Here is a 23,451-nt window from a genome sequence, read left to right on the forward strand (position 1 = left end):
ATCGTGTTCTCTGATTCGACACCCTGGCGGGCGCAAGGGCAAGAGCAGGCGCCGGGACGAGGTGGCCGCAGCGGAGGATAATGGCAGCCAGAGCCCAAGAGTCCGTGCCACCGTGAGGGGGTCCCATGCAGCCGGTTCCGCGCATCACAGTGGAGGTTCCCGTCCTCACGGTTGGTGCGGGACCGTCCGACTACGAGGCGCTGGCCAGCTATGTCAATGCCCTGCGAAGGCCGCAGGGGCTGCACATGACGCTGCTGCATATGGGCATCTTGGCGGATTTTGCCCAGGACGTCGCGGACTGGACCAAGGGGATCACCTCGGCCGGTGAAGCCGCCCGGCGCACGACGGGCTGGTTGCAGGGCCTGCCCGTAATGGACGGGTTTGCGGGAACTTCGGAACAACTGATTGTGCTGGGTGGCGGCGGCATCTCCGGGCTCGAAGTGGATGTGCCCCGTCGCGTGCACGACTACCAGGTGTCCCTGGTGCAGGGCCTGCATGATCTCCTGGACCGGCTCCTCGTGGACAATGTGGACGATTTCATCCTCAGCTCACCGGCCCTGGGCTACCGGTACCCGCACTGGGTGCCCCATGTCGCCGTCGGACGTCCCCTGTCGCGGGATCACCGGCCGCGGACGATTGCCCCGCTGACCGTCGTCTTTGGCCCGTCGCGGATCAGGAACGGCCGCTACCTCACGGCTGACTGAGCAGCCAACGAGTCAGAGCGCGGCACCGTTCCAGGCCCGCACGCTGCGCGAACCGACACTTGAGGCCACTCCCCACCCCCCTCCGCGAACGGACATTTGAGGCCCCACGCGAAAAACTTTCCCAAAGTATTTCTCGTCACTGGCTAGGGGGACCTTAAAATGTCAGTGCCTCGCAAGATGATGTGAGTATGACAAGGACAACCGCGGTGGAGGCGTTGGAGGCCATCAAGGCTTCTGTCGCTGCGCTTGCCCTGGTGATCCCTGGCGCAGATCCTGCGGGTCAAGGGGAACCGGATCCGCTGCGGCATCAGTCTGACGGCTGGCTGGACACCCTCGCGGAGGCTGCCCGGCTGCAAGCTGCTACGGCTGCCCTGGTGGTCCACGCCGCCGCCGGGTTCGCTGACACTACGCGGGCGATGGCCTCCCCGAACGCGCTGCCACAGGGCCTCATCGCGCAGGACATGGCCGTGGTCTCCGAGGTCGCGTGCGTCCTGACGGTCAGCGAACGGACCGCCGGTGCGCTTCTGTCCGAGGCTCACGAACTGTCAACCACGCTTCCGCTGACGCTGGCCGCCCTGCAGGACGGGAGCATTTCGTGGCAGCACGCCCGGGCCATGGTCGACGAAACCGCGAACTTGGACCCCGCCGGCGCCGCCGCGTTGGAAGCCCATTTTCTGGACCCCGACGCACCCAACCCCGCACAGGGCTGCCCCGCAGGGGAACTCGTGCCGTCCAGGTTCCGGCACAAAGCCCGGACCTGGCGTGAACGCCACCATCCGGACAGCATCGAAGAACGCCACACCAAAAGCGCCCTGGACCGCCGGCTGGAGTTCGCCCCGGACCGGGACGGCATGGCCTGGCTGAGCGCGTACCTCCCCGCGGACCAGGCGGCCGGGATCTGGGACCGCACCACCACGGCGGCCCGCGCCCTCCAAGGACCCCATGAGCGCCGGAACCTGAGCCAAATCCGCGCCGACATGGCCGCCAAGTGGCTCCTTGGCGGCACTGCGGAGCACGTGCCGTCACCGTCGGCGCAGGTGCTCGTGACCGTGCCGGTGTTCGCCCTGATGGGCCTCACCGACGAACCCGCCATGCTCGACGGATATGGGCCGATCCCGACGTCGATGGCCAGCCGGCTCATGGCCGAAAGTTCCTCGTCGTTCCACCGGGTCCTTACCGACCCCCGCGACGGGGCGCCGCTGGAGATCGGGCGCACCAGCTACCGCATCCCCGTCAGCATGCGGCAATGGCTCCGCCTGCGGGACGGCAAATGCCCGTTCCCCGGCTGCACCAACCAGTCCCTGGACAACGAAGCCGACCACCTTCTCTCCTGGGCCGACGGCGGCACCACCGGCATCATTAACCTGGGGCAGCCATGCCCCAAGCACCACAGGCTGAAACACACCAGCGGCTGGACACCCACTGGGGCGACCACCGACAAGCCACCCGGCTGGATTTCACCGACAGGCCGTCAGTACGCCAGCGAACAACAGGGCTGGGAACCACCCGATTGGCCACCCGACATCATGACCCTGCTGATACACCCGCAACTGGGCCCGACCATGCCCGATGACATCTTGCCCGGCGAGCCGACTAAGGAGCTGCGCCCGGTAGATCCCTTGCCGGAGTGGAGCTGGCAACAGGCACCGGTCGACGAGCCATGGCCGGAGTGGGGCGTCCCTCAGATGGTCTAGCTCCTCCGGGGCTCGGCAGCGGCGTCGGGACCGGACGTTCCAGTCGGCGTATGCAGCAATCACTGCTACTGCCGGTCAAGCGCGTCGAGCAGCCGTTTAACCGAGCCTCCAAGGTTCCATTCGACGGCGAGACGCTCCAGTTCGGCGCGCGATTCCGCGTCGACGGGGTGAAGCTGCGCACCGGCCTCCTCGAGGGTGGGGAGCTTGAGGTTGCGCACAATTTTCACCACCGTTGGCGCGACCGTCAGGTATTCCGCGGCCGCGGCGAGCTTTGAGCGCACGGACGCGGATACCCCGCCTCCCCCGTCGGCGGCTGCAGCGAGCAGGTTCTCCAGTGTGCCGTACTCGCCCAGGAGCGACGCGGCGGTCTTCTCGCCGATGCCGGCAACGCCTGGCAGCCCGTCGGAGGCGTCGCCGCGAAGGGTCGCGTAGTCGGCATACTGTTCGGGCAGCACGCGGTACTTCCCGACGACGACGGCGTCTGTCACGACTTCGAGGTTCCTCATGCCCCGCCCGGTGTAGATCACCCGGACCTGACGGTCATCGTTGACGGTCTGGAAAAGATCACGGTCGCCGGTGACCACATCCACGGGGAGGCCCGCGTGGCTGGCATAGGTCCCGACGACGTCATCGGCCTCGTGTTCCGCGGCCCCCCACTATGGCGATGCCGGCGAGTTCGAGCACGCGGCGGATCATCGGAAGCTGCGCCTCGAGCGCGTCCGGGACGACCTCGACGTCGGGGGCATCCGATACAAGTTCGGCGACCCGGTGCGATTTGTAGCTCGGGATGAGGTCCACGCGCCACTGCGGACGCCAGTCGTCGTCCCAGCAGGCAATCAGATGCGTTGCCCCGTAATCCGTGGTGAGGCGGGCGATCATGTCCAGGAGGCCGCGAACCGCGTTCACCGGGGTTCCGTCAGCACGGCGGATCGTGTCCGGCAAGCCATAGAAGGCGCGAAAGTACAGTGACGCAGTATCGAGCAGCATCAGGCGGTGTGGCATACCTGATCCTGACACGGAAGCAGCTGCCGGGCTACGAGCATTTACGGGCGACAGAACGCTCCCTTGGGGTTAGGATGCCTCTATCGGTTCAAGCAGCGGGCCAACCTTCTGTGTTTGTGAGGTTTCCCCTTGGCCGAAGATGCACCCGTAAAGACCGCACCCCGCGTGCCCTTGAAGCAGGCTTCGGACCCGCACGCGGCGCCACGTCATCACGACGACGAACGGAACGACCCTGCCGCACCGGCTGACCGGAAAGCTGCTCCCAACCCCTATGGATTCGACAGAGAGCACTGGCCGGGCCCCTGAGCCCGGGTGGTGTCCTGCGATGGGCGCGCGAACTCCAGGCTGACGACATGCCCCACCTCAGCGTCAACGGTGTTGATCTCTACTACGAAGAGAGCGGCCAAGGGACACCAATACTAGGCGTGCACGGAACACCCAGTTCGGCTGTGATGTGGGCGGACGCCGCAACCGATCTCGCCCGGCATGGCCGCTGCATCATCTACGACCGCAGGGGTTTCCACCGCAGTGCCCCGCAGCGGCCGTTCGCGACCTTGGACCTGGTGGATCATGTCGACGACGCAGCGGCAGTCCTGGCGGCGCGCCGTGCCGGGCCGGCAATCGTGATCGGCCGCAGCACAGGCGGCCTGATCGCCGTCGAACTTGCCCGCCGTTTCCCGGACAAAGTCAAAGCCCTGGTCCTCCTGGAACCGGCCTTGTTCACCATCGCTCCGGATGCGGACGCCTGGGCCCGCCGCCTGCGCCGCCAGGTGCTCAAGCGCACGAACGGTCAGCCCGGGCTCGCCGCCGAGGTTGTAATCCGGGAAGCCCTTGGGGAGGCGACATGGGAGTCGTTTCCCCCCCGGGCTCATACAGATGTTTGCCGGCACGAGCCACGCTGTCCTGGCCGAAATCAACGGCCACGGCCTGGATCTCAGCGACGATGCTTTGGACCTGAACGAGGAGCAACTCGCCGGGATCCGCCGGCCCGCCCTGATCGTCTCCGCCGAGGACTCCCCCGAGGCCTGCCGGTCCGTGAACGCAAGGTTGTCGGGTGCGTTGCCCTTTACGCATACGGTTCTGGTCCCGGGCGGGCATCTCATTGATCCCGCCCATCCGGCTGTCCTGGACTTCATCGACCGCAACGCCGGACCGGACCCTTGGGCTTAGAAAGGTTGCCTTGATCCCCGCGGCCGCCCGGACCGTGCCGGCCGTCAGGGCAGAATAGACAGCATGACCCTTACGACCTTCGCCCTGATCCGCCATGGCCAGACAGACTGGAATGCGCAGCGTCGGCTCCAGGGAGCCACCGACATTCCGCTGAACGACGTCGGCCGCGGCCAGGCGCGCGACGCCGTCGACGTCCTGTCAGGCTACGAGTGGGATGCGATCGTGTCCTCGCCGCTTAGCCGTGCCGCGGAAACCGCCAGCGTGATTGCCGACGGGCTGGGGCTGAGCGTTACGCGGCACATTCCGGCGCTCGCCGAACGCAGCTTCGGACCGGCAGAGGGGTTGCAGGCCGGCCCCGAGCTGGAGGCCCTGCGCATACCCGGTGGTTACCGCGGCGCCGAAAGCGAGGAAGACGCGGCCGCGCGCGGGTTGGGTGCACTGGAAGCGCTGGCCGAAGAATTCCCGGCCCGCCGCGTCCTTGTGGTCGCCCACGGCACACTCCTCCGGGTGAGCCTTAACCGCGCCATCGGCCGCACATTGCACAGGATCGACAACGCGGTGCTGAACCTGGCCCACTACCATGCCACCGAGGGCTGGCACCTCGAATACTTCAACGGCGAGCGCGTAGTGGCTGCAGCCCAGGGCTGATAAACCTAGGCGTCCGCCGTAACCTCGAACGTTTGGATGGTCCTGCGCTCCAGCCGCGGAATGATCTGTGCAGCCCCGATCCGCTCGATGTGCTCATATTCGCGGTGGGCGGCAAAACCCGCGGCATCCGTGTAGCGCTCCAGGATGACGATCTGCGCGGGGTCCTCCACGCCTTGGAAGAACTCGTAGGAAATGTTGGCCTCCTCCGTACGCGTGGCTGCGGCCATCTCGCCCAGCAGGCCCAGGACCGTTTCGGTCTCTTCGGGTCTCACCTGGTAGCGGACCACCACCTGGAAGTACGTCTCTGAAACAACGGCATTCCTCGCTCTGGAGAGTATGGGGCTGGTCCAACTCTATGCTTTCCGTGCAGGCCGCTGAACCGCCACTGGAAGTGCGTCAGCCAGCGTATTCGGCGGGCTCAAAGGTGGTCTTGACCGTCGAATCAGGGCTGGATAGCGTCAGGTTTATGGGCACCGTTTTTGGCGGCATGGCGGTCAGCCTCGATGGCTACATCCGTTCAGAGAGCGGGGACCTGTCATGGCTGAACGATGCCATGGCCAAGAATGAGGATTACGGATTCGAGGCAACTGAGCGCAGAACCGGAGCCTATGTCATGGGTGCCAATACGTACCGGGAAATGGCGGCAATGGGCGGCCGGGGCTCCGCGATTCCCACTTATGTTGTCACCCACGACGAAACTCTGGCCGTGGGACGGAACACGCACCTGTACTCCGGCGATTTGGGCGAACTTGTCGCCCGGATCAAGTCCGCCATCCCTGAGGAGAAGGACATTTGCGTGTTCGGCGGCGGTCAGCTCCTCACTGAATTCATCGAGTTGGGCCTGCTGGACGAACTGGGCGTCGCCGTCGTGCCGGTCATCCTCGGCGGCGGGGTGCTCTTCTTCGGCAGGATCAGCGAATGGAAAAAGCTTGCCCTCCGCGAGTGCCGCTCCTTTCCGTCCGGTATCGTCCTGCTGGACTACCAACTGACCGGCCCCACAGGCTAACGGGAACCGGCGCGGCCGGACGAACGGAAGCTGCCCTATTCAACCCAACCCCGGCCAGCTACACTCGGAGCCGAGAGTCCGTGACAGCATCCGGACATCTGGAGAGAAACGGAGGTGGTTTTGATGACTGATACAGTCCCGCGCCCAGAGCGCCCCGCACGCATCAATCCAATCACCACCGTCTCCAGCATTCGCACGGCGTAAGCGCCCAACACACCAACGGACAGGCCTCATAGCCGCAGGGCTGCGCTGATTCCGGAGTCTGGAGACCTCACCCGAGGACTCACCTTGAACAATTCCTCAGGCACCAGCCTGGACAGCTACTCCCCCTCACCCTCCGACTCAACCCCCGGGCCCGAAGGGCCCACAACGTACGGCTACTCCCCCGCCGTCGCCGATTATTTTGACGCCCACCAACCCCAACACCGGACCCGCCACCCAGCGAACCAAAACAGCGAGCGCGGACGGGTGGTGCGCCTGGACCGCAACCTCGTGCTCACAGCCGTCGGCGGCGAACTTCTCCACCTGCCGTACCCGCTCGACGCCGGCGTTCCGGTCACCGGCGACTGGGTCTGGATCGGGCCCAACCGCGCGGGCGGCCGCCAGATCACCGGGATCCTCCCGCGCCGGTCTGAGCTCAGCCGGAAGCGCGCCTTTGAAGATTCCTCGGAGGCGCAGGTGCTGGCCGCGAACATGGAGGTGGTGGGCGTGGTGGTCCCGGTGGACCGGCCGCTCACGCACAACCGCCTCGAGCGCACGCTCGTTGCAGCCTGGGATTCCGGCGCGGTTCCGCTGGTGATCATCACCAAAGCCGACCTTGCGGACATAGCGGACGACGTCGTCGGGAAGGTCATCCTGCAGGCGGCGGGCGTGGACGTGGTCACCACGTCAGCCGAGAACGGCGACGGGATCGATGCGCTGCTGGAGCACCTGCCGCCGCACGGCACGCTGGTCCTCCTCGGCCCGTCGGGCGCCGGCAAGTCCACGCTCATCAACGCGCTGGCGGGTCGCGAGGTCCAGCACACCGGTGAGGTCCGGTCCGGTGACTTCAAAGGCAAGCACACCACCACGTCCCGGGAACTCGTGCCGCTGGCGAACGGCGCCGTTCTCATGGACACGCCGGGCGTCCGGGGATTCGGATTGTTCGACGCCGGCGAAGGCCTTGGTGAGATGTTCGGGGACGTGGAGGAACTGGCCAGCCGCTGCCGGTTCGCTGACTGCGCCCACCAGCAGGAGCCCGGCTGCGCCGTGCAGGCGGCTTTGGCGGACGGGACACTCGATGGGCGCCGCTGGCTCAGCTATGGAAAACTCCAGCGCGAACTCGCCGCCCTGGCCCGCCGCACCGATGCCGCCGCCCGCCGGGCCTACCAGCGCGAGTGGCACCAGAAGGTGGTGGTGGCAGCGAAATCGCAGCGTTCCGCAGAGCGTGACAGTTCCGAGCGGCGGGAGGAGCAACGGTCCAAACGTAAGCGGCGCTGAGCCGGGCGTTCGCACTTACGGCTGATCCACCGTTCCGGTGGTGGTCCCCGCTTAACGATCAGGGTAGTGGACCCTCATCGCGCACTGTAGGATCCGACGGCGGCGGGGGTCCATCCGGCGGCGGGCCGGCCGGCGGGGCCGAGGCAGGCAGCCTGGCGCCTTCGCCGGTGCCTGGCTGCCACGCCTGGAGTTCTGATGGGCCCTGGTCCAGGCGGAAGGGCGGATATTCATCGCGCATCAAGGCTGCGTAGGTGATGACGCGGTAGATCCAGCGGTTGAAGCCCATGAGAAGGTCGAACAGCGGGCGTTGGTAGCGGCCGCTGAACAGCAGTATTACCGCCGCAACAAGGACCAAGAAGCCGAACAGCGAAAATCCCGTCCCGGTCTCGTACCTGATCCCTGGGGTCTGGGGGTCGGTCCAACGGACGGTGCTGGTGCCGGTCAGCGCAGCAATGATCACGAAGTGCGGTAGGGCAAGGAGCCACCACTTGACCAGCACAAGCCCACGGGACAGCCGTTCCGGGTAATCCACGTCGAAATCAGCAGGGTAGTCCGTCCTGGCAAGGGTGAAGGGCGGATACCTGTCCGTGCCAAGCGCCCCGTAGGTGTAGAAGGCCACCCGCCAGCCCCAACGCAGCACTCCCACGTTGAAGTTGAACAGGGAATGTGGATAGTGGCCCGTAAAAAGGATGGCGAACCCGGCAATGATGGTGACCACCACGAACGCGAACCACAGGAAGAACAGCACAAAAAAGTGCGGGATGGCCAGGAACCACTTCGCCAGCCACATCCATCTGGAGAGCACCGGGTCGAGTTCACCGCGAAGTCGCGCCGGGTACGGCGGCAGCCCGGCGGCAGGCTGGACGCTTGGGGACTGGACGTTTGGAGCCTGGCCGGCGGGGCCCTGGTAGGCGGACGGCGTTGCGGCGCCGGGAGACGCGGCCGGCACCGCAGCGGTGGGTGACGGTGTGTGCCTGCCCAGCCCCTGGGCGCCAAAGATCAGTAGTGGCACGCCGAGAACCAGCAGGATGACGCCCGCCGTGAGCAGGCCGGCGGCAATCGGGCCGAACAGCTCGGACCGGAAACCCGCCTGCAGATCCGCCGACACTCCGGCGCTGGCATCGGCGTTCATAACCACCACAGACCAGTCCCCGGCCTCGATTTTCCAGTCCAGGGTCCGTTGGCCGCTGCCCGCTGTGGACGCCGCCCAGAAGTCCTGGTCGGCGGGGGCCGGCAGTTGGGTTGTGCCCTGCACCTCGCGGTACTCGGCGCTGAACGGCCGGAACTCCACATCCCGCAATTCGGAGTAGTTGGATCCGGCGACGTAGCGGTCAACGTCCGCCCGGGGCGCTATGCCGACAAAAATGTCTTTGCCTGTATTGGCAGACTCAGCCCCTATCCGGAAGCTGCCCACGTCGAAGGGCAGGGGTCCGGGGTAGGAGTCCCCTCGCATGCTGTCCGCCCTGGCGGAAACGATGGCTGTGGAATCGACGGCAAAGCGTTCCCTCGGAGAGGTGAGGTAGCCGCCGTCGTTCTGGAGCGAGTTGACCCACGAAGCGCCAATTCCCCCGACGAGCAGCCCACCGCCCAGCATCGATAGCAAAATGCCGAGAATGAGCATTGTGATGGAACGAGCACGCATGGGAGTCCTCCCTCGTCGTCGTTTTCCGGTTATTTCGGCGCCAGCCCGCCCCGCCGCAGTCCCGCCAGAGTCCGGCCTGAGAGCACCGCTGTTGCCGGGATTCCAAAAACAGCGCCTACTGGAACATGGGCAGCCCCGTGTGGCCTAGCGGGCTCGTTTTCTGAAAACCGCCTTCCGATGGAAGGGCATCCACGCGGGCCGGTGGACCGGGCTGCTGCCGGTGAAAACAGACTACGCCTGCAGGCGACGGCCATCTAGGTTCCACAGCCTGATTGGGGGTTATGGCCCCGCTATTGCCCTGCGGGCATCACCGGCGGCACGAACTGGAATGTCATCCCGAGCAGCCAGACCAGCAGCAGGACCACCGGCAGGTGGAACAGGAACTGCAGGAAGGTGAAGCCCACGAGGTCCCGTGCCCGGAGCCGCAGCACCGCGAGCAGCGGAAGCATAAAGAACGGGTTGATCAGGTTGGGCAGGGCCTCGGCGATGTTGTAGATCTGCACGGTCCAGCCGAGGTTCATCTGCACATCGGTCGCGGACTGCATCACATAGGGCGCCTCCACAAGCCACTTACCGCCGCCGGACGGGACCAGCAGGCCCAGCACGGCGGTGTAAAGCGCAATGACCACAGCGAACGCGCCGCCACCGCCGATGTCCGAGAAGAACTCTGCCAGATGCGCGGAAATGGTCATCCCGCCGTGGCCGGTGGCTTTGGTCAGGATCGCCGCCATGGCCGCGTACAGCGGGAACTGGACCAGGATCCCGGCGGTTGCCGGAACAGCCTTGGTAACGGCCTGCAGGAATTTCCGTGGTGTCCCGTGCAGCACCAGGCCCAGGATCAAGAAGACCAGCAGGTAGCCGTTGAGGCTGCTGACCACGGTCAGGAACGGCTTCGTCAGGAACTGGGAGACCAACCAGCCCAGGGTCAGGATGCCCGCAAGGATCGGCAGGATCATGCTGTATTCGAGCCACTCGCCCGGGCGTGAACGGGGCGCCGATTCGCTGGGTTCGTCGTCGAGGTCGACGCCGAGATCCTCAGCTGTGCGGATCGCGCCGCCCTGGGGCGCGGAGAAATGTGCGATCACAGTGGTGAGGGCCATCAGGATGGCCAGGGTGAGCAGTGACTGCCAGGTGAAAATCGTGGTCCCGAAGTCCAGGATGCCGGTGATTTTCAGCAGGGCAGGCGGCAGCGAGGCAGCGGTGGCCTGCAGTTGGGCCGCGGACGAGGACAGCCCCAGCGCCCAGACAGCTCCGAGGCCCATAAACGCCGCCGCGCCCAGCGCACGGTAATCCACCGTGAGGTCCTTGCGCCGCGCAATGGCCCGGGCCAACAGGCCACCGAAGATGAGGCTCAGACCCCAGTTCAGGAAGGACACGGACATCGACATCAACGCCACGAAACTGACCGCCGTGCGTGCCGTGGCAGGAATCAGCGCCAGCCGGTTGATGAGCTTCGCCACCGGCGGCGACGTGGCCACCACGTAACCGGTCAGGACCACCATGGCCATCTGCAGCGTGAACGCCGTCAGATCCCAGAAGCCGTTGCCGAAAGAGTCGGCGATCGCCTGCGGTGAAGCACCGATCGCCAAGGCGGCGGCGGCGATGATGACCACACCGGCCAGGGCAAAGATGTAGGCATCCGGGAACCATTTCTCGGTCCAGGCCGCCATCCGTTGGGCTACTCTGGCGAGCCCGCGTTCTTCGGTTCCGGTCTTGGTCAGGACTGTGTCAGCCACAGTGGACTACCTCTCCATTGAGTGCAATTACGTACCCGAGGGAGTCTAGTTCCGTTCCTTTGGGAACCCCGGTTAGCTGACCGCGCGGATCCTGACGGCGATGAACTGGCGGCCCGGAAGCTCCACGCGGAACCGCCCCGTCACCGTGCCGGGCAGGGTATCAATGGTCATGTTCCAGGTGTCGATGATGTCCAGCATCTTTCTGAGTGAAGAGTTCCACCGCCCGTTTGTTGCGCTCCAGCTTTCCGGCCAGTTGCCAACGGCCTTGGACAGCAGACCGGCTTGAAACCAGCTGTAATCGGACTTCGGTGTCAGCTCCAGCAGCTCGGAGGCCAGCGCTGCCGCTAGGCCGGCGTCTCTGGCCTCATCCGCAGCCTCCCATGCTGACCACACGACGTGAGGTGACCGCTTCTTCCTAAATCCCATCCAGGTTCGTTCCACCATTCGAACAATATGCAGCTCGCCCAGCCATGCCGGGACGCCACGCGCAGCACGAATCAACGCGGCCGGGGTATCAGGACATCCCCTTCGCCGAGATCCGCTCCCCTAGTCCTCCAGAACCCCGTTGCAAAGACGATTGACCACTTCGGTCAGCATGGCGAGACCGGCCACGATATCCTCGTCGGTGGTGTATTCGTGTTCGTTATGGGAGATTCCGTCCACGCTCGGGACGAACAGCATGACGGTGGGGACCAGGTCCTTCATGTTGATCGAATCGTGCCCGGCGAGGGTCATAACCTGCTTGCTGGACAGTCCCAGGTCCGCGGCCACCTTCGCTGCGAGCTCCACGCCTTCGGTCTGGTACGGGGTGACCGGCCACGAGTGTGAGTGGTTCCGCTCCACGCTGATGTTGGCGGCGCGTTCAATCGCCGGGATGCGTTCGTGAAGCAGCGCATCGGCTTCGGCCAGGACGGACTCGTCCGCGCTGCGCAGGTCCAGCAGGAGGTTGACCCGGGACGGGACCACCACCGGAGAGTTGGGGTACACGGTCAGCTCACCCACGGAGGTGTGCAGCACGCCGGGGAACTTGTCGGCCAATTCGCGGGCTGCCACCACGAGCATGGCGGCGCCCAGGAGGGCGTCCTTCCGGTCCGCGATCACGGTGGAACCCGTGTGGGCCTGCTCGCCGTGGACCACAAACTCGTACTTGTTGGCCGCCCAGCTGGACTGCACCAGGCCGATGATGATGCCATCGCGTTCCATGCTGCGGCCCTGCTCGATGTGGATTTCGGCACAGTATGCGGCCGTGGGGCCGTCGTAGTCCCCCCGGCAGCCAACCCCGTCCAGCGCCTCGCGGACACTGATCCCCTGGGTGTCCGTGGTGTTGAGGGCGGTTTCAAGGGCGAGCTTCCCGGTGTAGACGGAGGAGCCCATCATGGACGGCTTGAAGCGGGAACCTTCCTCGTTGAACCAGTTCACCACGGCGATGTTGAACTTCGGCTTCCCGGAATCGGCGCCGCCGGCGGCCCATTTCTCCACCAGCCGGAACGCTGCGTGCGCAGCCGCCAGGACACCGAAAGCACCGTCGTAGCGGCCCGCCGTCGGCTGTGAATCCATGTGCGAGCCAACTACTACAAACGGCGCTCCCGGGACGGCCTCGAAGAGGCCCCACTGGTTGCCGGCGCGGTCAAACTTCACGGTGAATCCGCGGGCCTCCAGCAGGCCCGTCAGCCAGCGGCGCTGCTCGCCGTCCGCGGCGGTGGCCGCCTGGCGGTCCACACCGCCGTTTTCCGTGGCGCCGAACTGGCTCATAACGCGGAAGTCTTCAACGAAGGCGGCGTCGGGGGCGGTGAAGGTGGGTGCTGTTGTCATGGTGTTCCCCTATGAACGGTGGTGATCGGAGCGGTGGTGGTCAGTGGTTGTTGAAGCGTTGGCCCGGCGGGCGGTGCATCCGCCTGGTAAGTGAAGGAGCCGCCGACGGCGGTGGCCAGGACCCGGAGGTCCGCAATGTTGACAGTGGTCAGGGGCGATCCGGACAGGATGGTGAAGTCCGCCAGTTTGCCGGGGGTCAGTGCGCCCTTGATATGGGAGGTGCCCGCGGCCGCGGCGGCTCCGGTGGTATAGGCCGCTAGCGCCTGAAACGGGGTCAGCCGTTCGTCCGGGTTGCCGAATACACCGCCGGAAGCCATCCGGCGGTCCACAAAAGCCTGCATCCCCTTGAGCACGCTGCCGTCGGCCACGGGCCGGTCCGAACTGCCGGCCAGCGTTACGCCGGCCGCCAGGAACGTCGCCGCCCGGTAGGCCCAGCCCAGCCTGGCCGTGCCGAGCGACTCCGTCATGCCGTCGCCGCCGTCCCGGAAGAAACTTGCCTGCGGGGTCACCGCGATGCCCGCCGCTGCCAGGGCTGCCAGCTGTTCGGGCCTGACCATGGAGGCGTGTTCAATCCGGTTCGGCAGCGCCCGGCGCCCGTATTTTGCGGTGCAGTCCGCCAGGATGCCGATGGCAAGGTCCACCGCCCGGTCGCCGATGGCATGCGCGGCGATGGCCCAGCCCGCAGCGTAGGCGGCCTCAATCCTGTCCCTGAGCTGGTCCGGATCGGCCTGGAAGTAACCCCGGTTGCCGGTGTTGTCGCGCTGGCCGTGGCTGCAGAAGTCCTCGGTGACGGCCGCGGTCTCCCCCAGCAGCGAGCCGTCCAGGAACACCTTGGCGGGGCCGAGCGCGAGGAAGTCGTTGCCGAAACCGCTCGCCATGCCCAGGTCCAGGCCAACAGTGTCCAAACCTGTCCCGAACCCGTCCAGGCCATGGAGGATGTCCAGCACTGGCATGACCTGCGCCCGGGCATGGAGCCTGCCGTTGGCGAGCGCGCGCTGGTATGCCGAGAGTTCTATGGGGCTGTGGCCGATCCAGCCGCCGCCGATGCCCGCTTCCGTAAAACTGGTGATGCCCTCCGACGCATAGTGCCGCGTGGCGCGGTCCAGGGCATCTTCCAGGGCATCGAGGGAGTACGGCAGGATGAGCTCCTGGATAAGCTGCTGCGCCGTTTCCTGGAGGAGGCCCGTGGGCCTGCCGCCGGCGTCGCGGACTATCACGCCGCCGTCGGGATCCGGGAACGACGGCGATTGCGCACCTGCCAGCCGCAAAGCGGCGTTGTTCACCACCGCCATATGCCCGGAGTTGTGCCGGATGAACAGCGGACGGCCGCCCGTGATCCGGTCCAGCACCGCTATGTCCGGGAAAGCCCCGCCGTGGTGGTGCTGGCTGAAGCCGTTGGCCATGAGCCAGCCACCGCCCTCGCCGGACCCGGCCGCTGCTGACCCGGCCGCTGCTGACCCGGCCGCTCCGGGATCCACGGCTGTTTCCGCCTCCAACAGCGCATACAGCTGGTCCAGCCCCCGGGCACCGGACACGTCGAGTTCCGCGAGGCCCAGGCCGAACCAGGCGGTGTGGCAGTGGGCGTCGATGAAGCCCGGCGTCACCGTGGCACCGTCCAGGTCCCGGACCTCGGACGCGGCCAGCCCGTCAAGGTCCCCGTCGAAGCCCACGATGCGTCCCTGCCACACACCCAGCGCGGTGGCGCGCGGACGGTCCGCGTCCATGGTGATGATGTCCGCGTTGCGCAGCAGGAGGTCGAGTTTCATGATCGGATTCCTGGCCTACCGGTGTGAGGTGGTCACGGACTTGATGCGGGTGTAGTCCTCCAGGCCGAAGACGGAGAGGTCCTTGCCAGTACCTGAGTGCTTGAAGCCGCCGTGCGGTGCCTCGGCCGGGATCACCTGGTGGCAGTTGATCCAGACGGCGCCGAAATCCAGTTCCATGGACACCCGGGTGACCACGCCATGGTTCTCGGACCAGACGCTGGAGGCCAGCGCGTACTTGGTGCCGTTGGCGAGCTCGATGGCCTGTTCCTCCGTGGTGAAGGGCTGCACGGTGAGCACGGGACCGAAGATCTCGTCGCACACCACTTCGTCGCTCTGGAAGACGCCGTCGATCACTGTGGGCTCGAAGTAGTAGCCGGCGCCGGTGCGCTTCCCGCCGGAGAGGACCGTGGCGTTGGCCGGCAGCCGGGTCATAAAGCCCTCCACCCGTTCAAGCTGCGCGGCGCTGTTCAGCGGGCCGAGGTCCGCGTCGTCGCCGCCCACGGTGAGTGCGGCCGCCGCGGCTCCGAGGGCGGCGGCGAACTCGGCGTGGATGGACTGTTCCACCAGCACGCGGGTGACTGCTGTGCAGTCCTGGCCGGCGTTGAAGAAGGCGCTCAGCGCGATTTCCTGTGCGGTCCGGGCAATATCCACGTCCGCGAAGACGATCGCGGGTGCCTTGCCGCCGAGCTCGAGGTGGACGTCCTTGAGCGTTTTGGCCGCGGCGGACATCACCTGTGCCCCGGCGCGGGTGGATCCGGTGATGGAGACCATCTCCGGGATCTCGTGCTCAACCATGGCGGCACCGGCGTCGCGGCCGCCGCAGACAACGTTCACGACGCCGGCCGGGAACACTTCCTGGGCCAGCTCGCCCAGCACCACGGTGGACCACGGCGTGGTGTCTGCCGGTTTGAGGACCAGGGTGTTGCCGGCGGCGAGGGCCGGGCCGATCTTCCAGATGGCCATCATGAAGGGGTAGTTCCACGGGGTGATCTGTGCGACCACGCCCAGCGGTTCCCGCCGGATGGAGGAAGTGAAGCCCTCGACGTACTCCGTGGACGCCGTGCCGGATACCACCCGGCAGGCACCGGCGAAGAAGCGCAGCTGGTCGGCGCTCCGCAGGATCTCAAGCTCGCGGGTCGCGGCACGGGGCTTTCCGGTGCACGCCACTTCGGCCTCCAGCAGGCGGTCCACGTTGGCTTCGATGAGGTCCGCGAGCTTGAGCAGCATGGCCTGGCGTTCGCCCGGCGTCGTGCGCTTGTAGCTCTTGAATGCCTGCTGCGCGGCCTGGAAGGCGAGGTCGACGGCGGCCGTATCGCTGTCCGGGGCGGTGCCGATCTGGAGTCCCGTTGCCGGGTCGAAGAAGGGCAGGCTGGCCGGGGCGTCAACGGCCTGGCCGTTGATGATGTTCTTAAGCGTGATCACGTGGGGCTCCAGTCAGTTGCTCTTGGGGGAACGGGTGGTGGGATCCTGCGGCAGGTGCAGCACGGCGGGCAGACCGGACTCGACGGCGCGGCGGAACGCACCGGCGAAGTCCTCCGCCTTTTCAATCCGCTCGCCGTAGCCGCCGTGGGAGCGGGCCAGTGCGGCGAAGTCGGGGTTGGTCATGTGAGTGCCGGAGGGGCGGCCCGGGTAGTGGGCTTCCTGGTGTTCGCGGATGGTGGCGAAGATGCCGTTGTCCACCACCAGCACGATGAACGTCGCGCCGTGGCCCATGGCGGTGGCGATTTCCTGGCCGTTCATCATGAAGCAGCCATCACCGGCCACAGAAATGACCTGCCGGCCCGGGTAGGCCAGCGAGGCGGCCACCGCTGCCGGGATGCCCATGCCCATGGCGCCGTTCCGGGGCGCCGCCAGGGAGTTGGCGCTGTTGTGCTGCAGGTAGCGGGCCGGCCACAGGGCGTGGTTGCCAGCGCCGAACGTCACGACGGCGTCGTCGGCCATTTCCTGCTTGAGGATTTCCATCACGACGCCGAGGTCCACGCCGGTACCGCCGTCCGGCTGGGCGGAGGAGAACTTGAGGTAGTCGGCACGGGCGTCGGCGAACCAGCCGGCCGCCGGCCGCACGGCGGACTCCAAGCCGGCCAGCACTGTGGAGAACGCCGTGACGTCGGCGGTGATGTGCTGGTCCATCCGGCCGAAGTGGCCCAGGAGATCGGCGTCTGCGTTGACCACTACGGTGTGGGCGTCGAGGCCGCGCGTGTAACCGTCGGAGAGAACGTCGCCGCGGACGCAGCCGAGGAAGACGATCAGGTCCGCCGCGTCCAGCCGTGCGGCATTGGCGTCGCTGCGGCCGTAGCCTAGGAAACCGGCGTAGGCGTCGGAACGGTGCGGAACGGCGTCGTAGGCGCGGAAATCCGCGACGACGGGGATGCCGTGGCGGGCAGCCCAGCCGGCCAGCGCTTCGCCGGATTCCTGCGTCCAGCCTTCGCCGCCCACCACGATTAGGGGCTTTCTAGCGCCGGCGAGCCGGGCTTCGAGCTCTGCCAGGTCCGGGGCGGCCGGGGCCGGGCGGGAGGCCTTGCGCGGTTCCACGGTCCCGGATTCAATGGCGTGGACCAGGACGTCTTCGGGGAGTCCGATCACCACGGGTCCGGGGCGTCCGCTCAGTGCGGTGAAGATGGCGTCGTCCACCACACGGGCGGCGGAAGCGGCGTCGTCGAGCGTTACCACTTTCTTGGCGGTGCTGCCGAACCAGGCGTTGAGGTCGAATTCCTGGAACGATTCGCGGCCGCGGTCCGCCACGGGGATGAGGCCCACGAACAGGATCATGGGGGTGGCGTCCTGGTGGGCGGTGTGGATGGCGATGAACGCGTTGGCCGCACCGGGGCCCCGCGTCACCATGGCCACACCGGGCAGCTCCGTGAGCCGGCCCTCGGCGAGTGCCATGAACCCGGCGCCGCCTTCATGCCTGGTCACCACGGTTTCAATCGAGGAGCCGTGCAGGCCGTCCAGGACATCCAGGAAGCTTTCGCCAGGGACGCCGTAAACGCGCTGGACGCCGGCACGTTCGAGCTGGGCGACAATCAGGTGCCCGGCAGTGGTTGTTGTACTCAATGCTTCATACCTTCTTCTTCGATACTGAGGGCTGGCAGGAAGATGCCGGACATCGCGGTCATGATGGAAACCACCAGCAGGATGATGGCGCCTGGCCAGAATGAGTTGCCACTGGCAGCCACGAGGGCCGTGGCAATCAGCGGCACGAAGCCGGAGATGACGCCGGCGCTATTGGACGTGATGGCGACGCCGGTGTAGCGGACACGGGTGGCGAACAGGGCCGTTAGGGCTGTGCCCGAGACGGCGTAGGGAATGGACAGGGTGGCCACGCCGATGATCATGGCGCCGATGACCAGCACCGGGTTCGCGGTGTTGATGGCCAGGAAGACCGGGACGGCCACGAGTGCGGAAGCCACGCCGTCCCAAAGGATTACCTTGCTGGCCCCGTACTTCTCGCCCATGCGTCCGGCCCAGATGAGGACGAAGATCTCGAAGACCGCGGCGAGGAGCGAGCCCAGCAAAAGGGTTTCGTAGGGCATCTTGAGGACCTTGGTGCCGTAGTAGACCACAAAGCTGGTGATGAGGTAGAAGCCGCCGATGCCCAGCAGCGCGGAGCACATGCCCACCAGGATCTGCCGCCAGCTGTTCTTCAGGACGCCACGGATGGGCGCATGTTCGGTCTCGCCGGCTTCCATCAGGGCTTCGAATTCAGGGGATTCACTGAGCCGGCTGCGGATCCACATGGAGATGGCCAGCAGCGGGATGGCCGCGACGAACGGAATGCGCCAGCCCCAGGCGTCGAAGTTGGTCTGGCCCACGAGGTAGAGCATGCCGAAGAAGCCGCCGGAGGACAGGATGGTGCCGATCGGGGAACCGATCTGCGGCAGCGCCGCGTAGCGTGCACGCTTGGCAACGGGGGCGTTTTCGACGGCGATAATCACCGCACCGCTCCATTCGCCGCCTACTGCCAGGCCCTGCAGGATGCGCAGCGCCACCAGGATGATGGGAGCCGCGACGCCGATGGTCATGTAGTTCGGCAGGAGCCCGATCAGGCCGGTCACAACGCCGATGCCCACGATGGTGACCATGAGGATCTTTTTCCGGCCCACCTTATCCCCGAGCGAGCCGAAAATGAAGCCGCCGATGGGGCGTGCCACGAAGCCTACAGCGAGCGTGGCGAAGGAGCTCATGGCGGCCACAAAGGGGTCATCGGAAACGAAGTACTGGGCATTGAACACCAGTGCCGCGGCGGTGGTGAACAAGAAGAAGTCGTACCACTCAAGGGCTGTGCCAACCAGGGCTGCCAGGGCCACCTTGCGGGTGACATTCTCATCCACGATCCGCGGGACCTGCTGGTCCACGCCCGTCGCCGTGCTGTCGTTGATTGCCATGAATACTCCAGATAGAAACTGACCGGATGGTGCGGGCCTCCAGCCTGCTTGCCGCTTGTTGCATGATGCGGCTCACCTTGGGGCGTGAATCCATTCTTCCAGTAGGTTCGTCCAAAAAAACTAGCAATGCACCACGGGATCTTGGTTCTAGAATGTGGAAATGCACAATGATCAGGATTATGGCGCCCGTTGGGGCGAGCTGGTGGAGCGGCTGCACGGCCGCGTCGACGAACTGGCAGAGCTGTTTTTGGCGCGGGTGCACGAGATCCCCGAGTACGCCGGCAGCACTGTGGGCATGGCGGAACTGCGGGACACCGCGCGCGAAACGTTCCACCGCCTGGTGGATGGGCTGCGCGACAAGGAACTGCAGCAGTCCGGACGCCACGGCGATCACGACTCGCTGATGCGGTTCTCGTTGGAGCTGGGCGCGAAAAGGGCACGCGCCGGAATCTCACCCGAGGCCCTCACCTCCGCCGTCCGGCTTGACTTCAGCATTCTGTGGGAGGACCTGCTGCAGATCTCCGAGCCGCAGGACGCGCCGCTGCTCACGTCGCGGGTGGACCGGGTGTGGCGGGTGGTGGACGAGTTCGCCGCGCACACACACTCCAGCTATTCGGCCGAGCGGGTCCGCATGGCCCAGGAGGAATCCAATATCCGGCGCGAATTCATCGCCCGGCTGTTCAGCAAGTCCGAGCTCTCGGCGGACACCATCAGCCAGGCGTCCGCCGCCCTGGTTACCGACCCCGACGCCCGGTACTCGATTGTGGCCGCTAGCGCGGAGGCAGCCACCAAGCTCCGCGCCTTTGCCCAGGGGCCCCAGTCCTCGCAGCGGCTTTTTGTCCACGAGTTCGGCGGCAGCACGTATGTCTTCTGGCAATTGGGTAAGGCCACGGCCGGCGGCCGGCATCCCGCGCGGCCGTTTATCCCGGCCGGCATCGCCGGGATCCCCTGCGGCTATGTGGAAAGTTTCTCCGGGCTCCGCGGCCTCCCGTCGGCCGCCCGGACCGCCGAGCGGCTGGCCCTGCTGCTCCACCCGTCGGACCGGGGACCCCTGACGGCCGCCGCGGCGTGGGCCCGGCTGGCCAAACAACAGCTCCAGGACGCCGGCCTGGACCTGTGGGCTGACCTGGACGCGGCACTCTCACCGTGCCGCGGCGGAGAACGCGAACGCCTCGAGGAGACGGTGCGCCATTTCCTGTCCACAGGCAACATCACCACCACGGCCCAGGTCCTCTTCTGCCACCGGAACACCATCCTCAACCGGCTTAACCGGTTCCAGGAGCTGACCGGAATCGACCTTGCCGTTCCCGCCCAGGTGGCCAGGCTGGTAGTGGCGTGGGCCTAACGTCTGCGAGCGCCACTATGCGCGGCGCCTGCCCAAGCCACGTCCCCTTGACCGTGGGCCGCAACGGTGCCGTAATGAAGTTGAGTGGAGGAGGACGATCGTGGACGTCTTGGAATCCGTGTCCAAGGGAATGCGCGTTGTGGATGCGTCGGGCGATGATATCGGTGCCGTTGAGCGCATCGTTCCGCCCAACACTAAGGCAGAAGTGTTCGAAGAAGCCGCCACGGCTTCCGAACAGGATTTGATCAACCTCGGGCTGAGTGCTGTCTTCGGCAGGGAACCGAAAGTACCCGAGCTGATGGCCCGGCGGTTGTTCCATTCGGGCTACATCAAAATCGATGCCCGCGGATTCTGGGCCAGCGACTCCTATGCGGCTGCGGATGCCATCAACCGGGTCGAAGACGGAAAGGTGTACCTGAGCCTGACCCGGCACGAACTTTCTGCCCAGGTGTGACGCACTGATCCGGCGCAGCCGCCCGACCGGTGGTGGCCTGCGCGTAGCGGCCCGTTAATACCCTGAGGGGTGTTTTGTGTGAACTCACATTTATCGGCGTTTTCTGGTGGATTTTTAGCCATTGAACTGTGATGGCCGACACAGAATAGTTGGTAACTACCTGCACCGGACAATCGTCCCCGCACCCCATCTGGAGAACTGATGGCCAACATGGTAAATACCACCACCGCCGCTGCTACGGCACGGCTGGACCTCACAAAAATGCGCAAAATCGCCCTCGCCAGCGTGATCGGCACCACCGTCGAGTGGTACGACCTCTTCGTTTTCGGAACAGCATCCGCGCTCGTCTTCAACAAAATCTTCTTCCCCAGCTTCGACCCGCTGGTGGGCACCATGCTCGCATTCGGCACGTTCGCCTCGGCCTACATCGCCCGCATGGTGGGTGCCATCATCTTCGGCCACTTCGGGGACAGGCTGGGACGCAAGTCCATGCTCCTGATCTCGCTCCTGACCATGGGCGCCGCCACGTTTGCCATCGGCCTGCTGCCGGACTACAACAGCATCGGCATCATGGCCCCGCTGCTCCTCCTCTTCCTCCGCGTCATCCAGGGCCTGGCCCTGGGCGGCGAATGGGGCGGAGCCGTGCTGATGACAGTGGAACACGCACCTGCCTCACAGCGCGGGTTCTACGGTTCCCTGGTCCAGGTGGGCGTGCCCGCCGGAACACTGATCGCCAACGTGGCGTTCCTGATCGTCGCCTCAACCGTCAGCACTGAGGCACTGCTCAGCTGGGGCTGGCGCATCCCGTTCCTCGCCTCCGCGCTCCTGGTGGCCGTGGGCATCTACATCCGGCTCCACATTGAAGAGACCCCCTCATTCCAGGCGGTCAAGGATGCCGGCGCCAAAGCCAAGCTGCCCTTCGCGGCCCTGATGGCCAAGTACTGGAAGCAGGTCATCCTGGGCGGCGTTGCCACCCTTTCAACAGGCAGTACGTTCACGCTCCTGGTTGCTTCCGGTGTCTCCTACGGCAAGAAGGAACTCGGCCACTCCGAGAGCCTGATGCTGTGGGTGGTCCTGGCCTCGTGCGCCTTGTGCTTCGTCCTCATCCCGTTCTTCGGACGACTCTCGGACAAATACGGCCGCAAACCCATCATCTTCGCGGGCGTCGCAGCCGAGGCAGCCCTGGCCTTCCCCATGTTCTGGATGATGGACACGAAATCTGTGGCGCTCCTCTTCATCGCCTACCTGGCCATGATGACCGCGTTCGCCGCCAACTACGGCCCCATCGCCACGTTCCTGGCCGAGCTGTTCGGTTCAAAGGTCCGCTACTCCGGCCTGTCCGTGGCGTACATGCTCTCAGGACTCCTGGGCAGCGCCGCGACACCGTTCATCACCACCTGGCTCCTGGGCGTCACGCACCAGAGCTCGTCCATCGCCTGGTACATCATGGGAGCCTCCCTGGTCTCGCTCGGGGCGCTCGTGATCCTGACGGAGACCCGCTACGGCAACATCGACGCCGTCGACGAGTCCCCCGTTGAGGCGGCGGCGAAGTGACGCCAGCCTCCACTGCGGGGACCATCCGGAGGATCGCTGAGATCCCCGGCGGGGCGGCCGCGGTCGGCCCCTTCTCCCAGGCAGTGGTGGCCAACGGGTTCGTATTCACGGCCGGCCAGATCCCCGCCATCACGGGACTGGACAACCAGCCCGAAACGTTCGAGGAACAGGTCCGCCAGACACTCCGGAACCTCACCGCGGTGCTGGAGGCCGCCGGATCCGGGCTGGCCCATGTGGTCAAAGTCAACACCTACCTCACTGACCCGGGGCAGCTGGAGGAGTACAACCGCGTCTACGCGGAGTTCTTCGGCGACGCAAAGCCGGCACGCACGTCCGTCTGTGTCAGCCTCTGGGGAGTCTCCCTGGAAATCGAATGTGTTGCGGTCCTGGCTGAGGCGGGACGGTGAGCAGCAAGGTCCTGGCAGGCACGCAGGTCCTGGCTGGCCTGGAGGCCGTCAGCTACCCCACCATCGGGCATTTCCTCGAAGACGGATTCGTTGACCCGGCCATCCAGTCGCTGCTGGATGGCGTGAAGGTGGCCGGGCCTGCGGTCACCGTCCGGATCGTCGGCAATGACGCGATCGCCATGAACCGGGCGCTGCTGGAGCTGTACCCCGGCGCAGTGCTGGTGGTGGACATGGACGGCGATCGCCGCCATGCCCCCGTCGGCGCGGTGACGGCCGCAGCCGCCAAGGCCCAGGGCGCCGCCGGCATCGTGGTGGACGGCGTGGCAACGGACCTGCTGGAGCTGCGGAGCACCGGCCTGCCGGTCTTCGCCCGCGGCACGTCATGCCTCACCACCAAGCGCCTGCACGGCACGGGGTCTGCGGTCAACGTTCCCGTGACATGCGGGGGTGTGAACGTGGCCCCCGGCGACTGGGTGCTGGGTGACGATAACGGCGTAATTGTGTTGTCCCCCCGGGAGGCAGCAGCTGTCCTGGAGCAGGCGCTCGCCTCCGACGCAGCCGAGCCGGAGCTGCTGGCACGGATTGCGGCGGGAGAACCGCTCGAGACGCTGCTGGCGCACTGACCCGCGAATGCACTGGCCTGATTG

The 23,451-nt window shown here is 66.1% G+C and carries 20 protein-coding genes and 2 pseudogenes; 12 read left to right on the forward strand and 10 right to left on the reverse strand.

What is annotated here, in order from left to right; translation table 11 throughout:
• Nucleotides 1-125: 125 nt before the first annotated feature.
• Both MUN23_RS20380 and MUN23_RS20385 read left to right on the forward strand, forming a co-directional pair.
• On the forward strand, nucleotides 126-704 hold the full coding sequence (locus MUN23_RS20380) for a hypothetical protein (protein ID WP_248760753.1): 579 nt from the start codon (nucleotides 126-128) through the stop codon (nucleotides 702-704).
• A gap of 188 nt (nucleotides 705-892) precedes the next feature.
• Nucleotides 893-2,398, forward strand: coding sequence for an HNH endonuclease signature motif containing protein (locus MUN23_RS20385; RefSeq protein ID WP_248760755.1), 1,506 nt, complete (start codon nucleotides 893-895; stop codon nucleotides 2,396-2,398).
• A 65-nt stretch (nucleotides 2,399-2,463) separates the two neighbouring features.
• Here the strand turns inward: MUN23_RS20385 and MUN23_RS20390 are convergent.
• Nucleotides 2,464-3,400, reverse strand: a pseudogene (locus MUN23_RS20390) (5'-3' exonuclease H3TH domain-containing protein).
• Between the two features lie 452 nt (nucleotides 3,401-3,852).
• On the opposite strand from MUN23_RS20390, the pseudogene MUN23_RS20395 reads away from it, so the two are divergent.
• The 3 genes and pseudogenes from MUN23_RS20395 to MUN23_RS20405 form a co-directional block, all read left to right on the forward strand.
• A pseudogene (locus MUN23_RS20395) lies at nucleotides 3,853-4,149 on the forward strand (alpha/beta fold hydrolase); the annotation flags it as partial.
• 127 nt (nucleotides 4,150-4,276) lie between these two features.
• Nucleotides 4,277-4,570 carry a hypothetical protein gene (locus MUN23_RS20400; RefSeq protein ID WP_248764188.1) on the forward strand — a complete coding sequence of 98 codons (294 nt, stop codon included), beginning with the start codon at nucleotides 4,277-4,279 and terminating at the stop codon, nucleotides 4,568-4,570.
• A gap of 63 nt (nucleotides 4,571-4,633) precedes the next feature.
• The gene (locus MUN23_RS20405; protein ID WP_248760757.1) at nucleotides 4,634-5,218 is read left to right on the forward strand and encodes a histidine phosphatase family protein; all 585 of its coding nucleotides are present in this window, start codon (nucleotides 4,634-4,636) and stop codon (nucleotides 5,216-5,218) included.
• Between the two features lie 5 nt (nucleotides 5,219-5,223).
• Here the strand turns inward: MUN23_RS20405 and MUN23_RS20410 are convergent, their stop codons facing one another.
• A complete protein-coding gene (locus tag MUN23_RS20410; protein WP_256468659.1) occupies nucleotides 5,224-5,508 on the reverse strand; it encodes a putative quinol monooxygenase in 285 nt (94 codons plus the stop codon).
• A gap of 176 nt (nucleotides 5,509-5,684) precedes the next feature.
• Between MUN23_RS20410 and MUN23_RS20415 the strand changes: the two genes are divergently transcribed.
• A complete protein-coding gene (locus tag MUN23_RS20415) occupies nucleotides 5,685-6,224 on the forward strand; it encodes a dihydrofolate reductase family protein (protein ID WP_248760760.1) in 540 nt (179 codons plus the stop codon).
• A 288-nt stretch (nucleotides 6,225-6,512) separates the two neighbouring features.
• On the forward strand, nucleotides 6,513-7,703 hold the full coding sequence (gene rsgA, locus MUN23_RS20420) for a ribosome small subunit-dependent GTPase A (RefSeq protein WP_371875946.1): 1,191 nt from the start codon (nucleotides 6,513-6,515) through the stop codon (nucleotides 7,701-7,703).
• 58 nt (nucleotides 7,704-7,761) lie between these two features.
• Here rsgA and MUN23_RS20425 read toward each other — a convergent pair whose 3' ends face one another.
• The 8 genes from MUN23_RS20425 to MUN23_RS20460 all read right to left on the reverse strand — a co-directional run bounded on the left by MUN23_RS20425 (nucleotide 7,762) and on the right by MUN23_RS20460 (nucleotide 19,044).
• A complete protein-coding gene (locus tag MUN23_RS20425; RefSeq protein ID WP_248760761.1) occupies nucleotides 7,762-9,345 on the reverse strand; it encodes a DUF4389 domain-containing protein in 1,584 nt (527 codons plus the stop codon).
• A 290-nt stretch (nucleotides 9,346-9,635) separates the two neighbouring features.
• The gene (locus tag MUN23_RS20430; RefSeq protein WP_248760762.1) at nucleotides 9,636-11,081 is read right to left on the reverse strand and encodes a short-chain fatty acid transporter; all 1,446 of its coding nucleotides are present in this window, start codon (nucleotides 11,079-11,081) and stop codon (nucleotides 9,636-9,638) included.
• A gap of 72 nt (nucleotides 11,082-11,153) precedes the next feature.
• Nucleotides 11,154-11,525, reverse strand: a complete 372-nt coding sequence (locus tag MUN23_RS20435) for a DUF5605 domain-containing protein (RefSeq protein WP_248760763.1) — start codon at nucleotides 11,523-11,525, stop codon at nucleotides 11,154-11,156.
• Nucleotides 11,526-11,627: 102 nt separating this feature from the next.
• Nucleotides 11,628-12,893, reverse strand: a complete 1,266-nt coding sequence (locus MUN23_RS20440) for a M20 family metallo-hydrolase (protein WP_248760764.1) — start codon at nucleotides 12,891-12,893, stop codon at nucleotides 11,628-11,630.
• Nucleotides 12,890-14,659, reverse strand: a complete 1,770-nt coding sequence (locus MUN23_RS20445; protein WP_248760765.1) for an amidohydrolase — start codon at nucleotides 14,657-14,659, stop codon at nucleotides 12,890-12,892. The genes MUN23_RS20440 and MUN23_RS20445 overlap by 4 nt, the downstream gene beginning before the upstream one ends.
• Before the next feature lie 15 nt (nucleotides 14,660-14,674).
• On the reverse strand, nucleotides 14,675-16,081 hold the full coding sequence (locus tag MUN23_RS20450) for a gamma-aminobutyraldehyde dehydrogenase (RefSeq protein WP_248760766.1): 1,407 nt from the start codon (nucleotides 16,079-16,081) through the stop codon (nucleotides 14,675-14,677).
• Between the two features lie 12 nt (nucleotides 16,082-16,093).
• Nucleotides 16,094-17,713, reverse strand: coding sequence for a thiamine pyrophosphate-dependent enzyme (locus tag MUN23_RS20455; RefSeq protein WP_248760768.1), 1,620 nt, complete (start codon nucleotides 17,711-17,713; stop codon nucleotides 16,094-16,096).
• Nucleotides 17,710-19,044, reverse strand: coding sequence for an MFS transporter (locus MUN23_RS20460; RefSeq protein WP_248760770.1), 1,335 nt, complete (start codon nucleotides 19,042-19,044; stop codon nucleotides 17,710-17,712). Before MUN23_RS20460 ends, MUN23_RS20455 begins: the two co-directional genes overlap by 4 nt.
• Nucleotides 19,045-19,204: 160 nt before the next feature.
• Between MUN23_RS20460 and MUN23_RS20465 the strand changes: the two genes are divergently transcribed.
• From MUN23_RS20465 to MUN23_RS20485, 5 genes are all read left to right on the forward strand, one after another.
• Nucleotides 19,205-20,389, forward strand: coding sequence for a helix-turn-helix domain-containing protein (locus tag MUN23_RS20465; protein ID WP_248760772.1), 1,185 nt, complete (start codon nucleotides 19,205-19,207; stop codon nucleotides 20,387-20,389).
• A 100-nt stretch (nucleotides 20,390-20,489) separates the two neighbouring features.
• Nucleotides 20,490-20,843, forward strand: coding sequence for a hypothetical protein (locus MUN23_RS20470; protein WP_248760773.1), 354 nt, complete (start codon nucleotides 20,490-20,492; stop codon nucleotides 20,841-20,843).
• 201 nt (nucleotides 20,844-21,044) lie between these two features.
• Nucleotides 21,045-22,397: an MFS transporter gene (locus MUN23_RS20475; protein ID WP_248760775.1), complete on the forward strand. Its 1,353-nt coding sequence runs from the start codon at nucleotides 21,045-21,047 to the stop codon at nucleotides 22,395-22,397.
• Nucleotides 22,394-22,804, forward strand: a complete 411-nt coding sequence (locus tag MUN23_RS20480; protein ID WP_305886572.1) for a RidA family protein — start codon at nucleotides 22,394-22,396, stop codon at nucleotides 22,802-22,804. Before MUN23_RS20475 ends, MUN23_RS20480 begins: the two co-directional genes overlap by 4 nt.
• Complete coding sequence (locus MUN23_RS20485) at nucleotides 22,801-23,427, forward strand: RraA family protein (RefSeq protein WP_248760777.1); 627 nt, start codon at nucleotides 22,801-22,803, stop codon at nucleotides 23,425-23,427. The genes MUN23_RS20480 and MUN23_RS20485 overlap by 4 nt, the downstream gene beginning before the upstream one ends.
• Nucleotides 23,428-23,451 lie beyond the last annotated feature (24 nt).

It is taken from the genome of Pseudarthrobacter sp. SSS035, from assembly GCF_023273875.1.
Taxonomy (GTDB): Bacteria; Actinomycetota; Actinomycetes; order Actinomycetales; family Micrococcaceae; genus Arthrobacter.